Raw genomic sequence first — 3,452 nt, 5'->3', positions numbered from 1 at the left:
TCAACCCGGAGAACACCCCGGGCCGCCTCACCTTCATCACCCGCTTCGGCGCCGACAAGATCCGCGACCTCCTGCCGCCCCTCGTGGAGAAGGTGACTGCCGCCGGCCTCGAGGTCGCGTGGGTGTGCGACCCCATGCACGGCAACACCTTCGAGGCCTCCACGGGCTACAAGACCCGCGAGTTCGACGACGTCATCGACGAGACCCGCGGCTTCTTCGAGGTGCACCGCGCGCTCGGCACGTGGCCCGGCGGCATCCACGTGGAGCTGACCGGCGACGACGTCACCGAGTGCGTCGGCGGCGGTCGACGCGTCTCCGCCGAGGACCTCGCCACGCGCTACGAGACGCTGTGCGACCCGCGGCTCAACCGCGAGCAGTCGCTCGAGCTGGCCTTCCTCGTGGCCGACATGCTGCACCAGCGCTGATCCTGCGGCACCCGCCGACACCGGCGCCCCCGGACGAGGTCCGGGGGCGCCGGTCGTTCAGACGTAGATGACGACGGTCGAGCCGACCTTGGCCTTGCCCGAGCCCGGGTCCTGGAAGACGACGCGGTCGGAGCCGGGGATGCGGTTGCGCACGTCGACCTCGAAGCCGGCCTCCTCGAGCGCCTTCACGGCCTCGTCGCGCGGGCGACCGAGCACGTCGGGCACGTCGACGGACTCCGGGCCCTTCGACACCTCGATCGTGACGGTGTCGCCGCGGAACAGCGTGCCGTCCCTCGGTGTCTGGCTGATGACCCGGTCCTTCGGGACGTCGTCGGAGAAGGACTCGCGCACGGTGACGGCGAACGACGCCTCCTCGAGCGCCGCGCGCGCCTCCTGGCGGGTGCGGCCGGTCTGGTCGGGCACCTGGATCGGCTCGCGGCCCCGGCTCACGACGAGGTCGACCACGGTGCCGCGCCGGACCTGCTGGCCGACCTTGACGCCGGAGACGGCGACGACCTGCCCCTGGGGCACGGTCTCGTCGTAGCGCTCGGTGACGTCACCGGCCTGCAGGTTGCGCCTCTCGAGCGCCGCGCGGGCGTCGTCGAGGGTCCGGCCCGACAGGTCGGGCACGGCGTAGCGCTCCTTGCCCTTGGAGACGACCGCCGTGATCTTCTGGCCCGGCAGCAGCCGGTCGCCGACGGCGGGGTCGGTGGAGATGACGGTGCCGAGGGGCGCGGTCTCGGAGAACGCGCGACGGGTGACGTCGAGCTCGAACCCCGCGTCCTTGGCCTCCTCGGCCGCCTGCGCCTCGGCCTGGCCGACCAGCTGCGGGACCGCCTCGTAGCGGCCGAAGCCCAGCCAGTAGCCGGCACCGGCTGCGACGAGCGCCGCGAGGAGCGTGGCCACCAGCAGCAGCCGGCCGCGTCGTCGTGCACGGTCGTCGCGGGTGCGGGTGGGCGGCTCCTGCGGCGGGGGAGCCGCTGCGGCGGCGGGGGTGCGCGACCACGTGTCGCTGCTCCAGCGCATGGTCGGCTCCGCGCGGGCGACGACCTCGCCGGTCTCGCGGTCGACGAGGACGGTCTCGCCGCCGTCGTCGTCCAGGGCCGAGGCCGCGGACGGTGACATCGGGCCCGAGAGGGCGCCGTCGGGGTACTCGTGCTCGAGCACGACCGGGCGGGTCGTCTCGTCGTCGGGGGCCGTCGTGCGCGGCAGGAGGTCGGCGGTGAGGTCGGGGTCGTCGGCCAGCCCCTCCACGAGGGCCCGCTCGACCAGCCGGACCTGCCGCAGCAGCACGCCGGCGTCCTGCGAGCGCTGCGTGCGGTCGCGGACCGTGGCCCTGGCGACGAGCGCGTCGACGTAGGGCGGCAGCTCAGGACGCAGCAGCGACGGCGGCGCGACGTCCTCGTGGACGTGCTTGTAGGCCACCTGAATCGGTGACTCGCCCGTGTGCGGCTTGACGCCCGTGAGCATCTCATAGAGCAGCGCCCCGCACGCGTACACGTCGGAGCGTGCGTCGGCGCCCTCGTTGACGACGATCTCGGGCGCGAGGTAGGAGACGGTGCCGATGAGCGTGCCGCCCGTGGCGGTGGTCGCGGCGCTGACGGCGCGGGCCAGGCCGAAGTCGGCGACCTTGACCTCGCCGTCGGGCGTGATGAGCACGTTCTCGGGCTTCACGTCGCGGTGGACCAGGTGCGCGCGGTGCGCCGCGGACAGCGCCGTCAGGACGTCGGCGAGGAGACGCAGCGCCCGCAGCGGACGCATGGGCGCCTCCTCGCGCATCACGTCGCGCAGGGTGCGCCCCGGTACGTACTCCATGACGAGGTAGGTGATGTCGCCGTCGCGGCCCTGGTCGAAGACGGCCACGACACCGCGGTGGTTGAGCTTGGCGGCGGCGCGCGCCTCCCGCTCGAAGCGCTGCGAGAACTCCTCGTCGTCGCCGAGCCCGGCGTGCATGACCTTGACGGCGACCGGACGGTCGAGCCGTTCGTCGTGCCCGAGGAAGACGCTGGCCATGCCGCCCCGCGCGATCCGCTCCGACACCCGGTACCGGCCGTCGAGGACACGTCCGACGAGCGCATCATCACGCGTGACCGTCACGCCGGACCTCCTCACGTCGGCTCCACAGGCCGGCTGACCCTGGGACGAGTGTAGAGAACAGCCTCGCGCGGACGGTGCTGCGCGGCCGTGTCCTCGTCGGGAGTTGCCCGCGCAGCCCGCTCCGCGGTGCTCAGGAGGAGCGTCGGGTCGCGCTGAGCGCCAGCGGTGCCAGGACGTCGCGCGCTGCCGGACCGAGCGCGTCGATCGCCTCGTCGACCTCGTCCTCGAGCCGGGCGATGTCGCGCTCGACGGCCGCGAGTGCGCCGGTGCGGGTCATGAGGTCGGTGAGCGGGGCGACGCCCTCGCGCGTGCCCAGCAGCCGGGTGAGCAGCTCACGGTCGTCGTCGGAGCCCAGCTCGAGGGCACGGGCCACCAGCACCGTGCGCTTGCCCTCGCGCAGGTCGTCGCCCGCCGGCTTGCCCGTCGCGGCCGGGTCGCCGAAGACGCCCAGCACGTCGTCGCGCAGCTGGAACGCCTGGCCGAGCGGCACGGCGATGGCGCTCAGCCCCGCCACCAGCGCGTCGTCGGCTCCTGCCAGCGCCGCGCCGATGTGCAGCGGTCGCTCCACCGTGTAGGAGGCGGCCTTGAACCGCACGATCGTCATGGCCTCCTCGACGGTGACGGTGGCGCGGGTCTGCGCCAGCACGTCGAGGTACTGGCCCGCGACGACCTCCGAGCGGCAGAGGTCGAGGTAGCGCAGCGCCTCGGGCACCCGAGGCAGGCCGGAGGAGCGCAGCTGCTCGTCGGCCCACGAGAGCATGAGGTCGCCCAGCAGCACCGCGGTGGCCTGGCCGAAGCGTGCGGCGTCGCCCACGGACCCCTCGACCGCGCGGTGCCGTGCCTCGAAGTCGCGGTGCACGCTCGGGTGCCCACGCCGGGTGTCGGAGCCGTCCATCAGGTCGTCGTGGACGAGGGCGCTGGCCTGCAGCC

At 73.8% G+C, this 3,452-nt stretch carries 3 protein-coding genes; 1 reads left to right on the top strand and 2 read right to left on the bottom strand.

The annotated features are described in order from the left end of the window. A partial coding sequence (locus A6Q79_RS15975) for a 3-deoxy-7-phosphoheptulonate synthase (RefSeq protein ID WP_317698751.1) occupies nucleotides 1-425 on the top strand: 425 nt, incomplete at its 5' end. A gap of 57 nt (nucleotides 426-482) precedes the next feature. Here the strand turns inward: A6Q79_RS15975 and pknB are convergent. Both pknB and A6Q79_RS15965 read right to left on the bottom strand, forming a co-directional pair. Then, complete coding sequence (pknB, locus tag A6Q79_RS15970; RefSeq protein WP_317698750.1) at nucleotides 483-2,522, bottom strand: Stk1 family PASTA domain-containing Ser/Thr kinase; 2,040 nt, start codon at nucleotides 2,520-2,522, stop codon at nucleotides 483-485. Between the two features lie 130 nt (nucleotides 2,523-2,652). After that, the coding region (locus A6Q79_RS15965) for a polyprenyl synthetase family protein (protein WP_317698749.1) at nucleotides 2,653-3,452 on the bottom strand (800 nt) is incomplete at its 5' end.

Origin of the sequence: Aeromicrobium sp. REDSEA-S32_B7, assembly GCF_001626145.1 — a bacterium.
GTDB classification, from domain to species: Bacteria; Actinomycetota; Actinomycetes; order Propionibacteriales; family Nocardioidaceae; genus Aeromicrobium; species Aeromicrobium erythreum.
The sequence above is the reverse complement of the archived record's forward strand: the minus strand, read 5'-3'. Positions and strand labels throughout refer to the sequence as shown.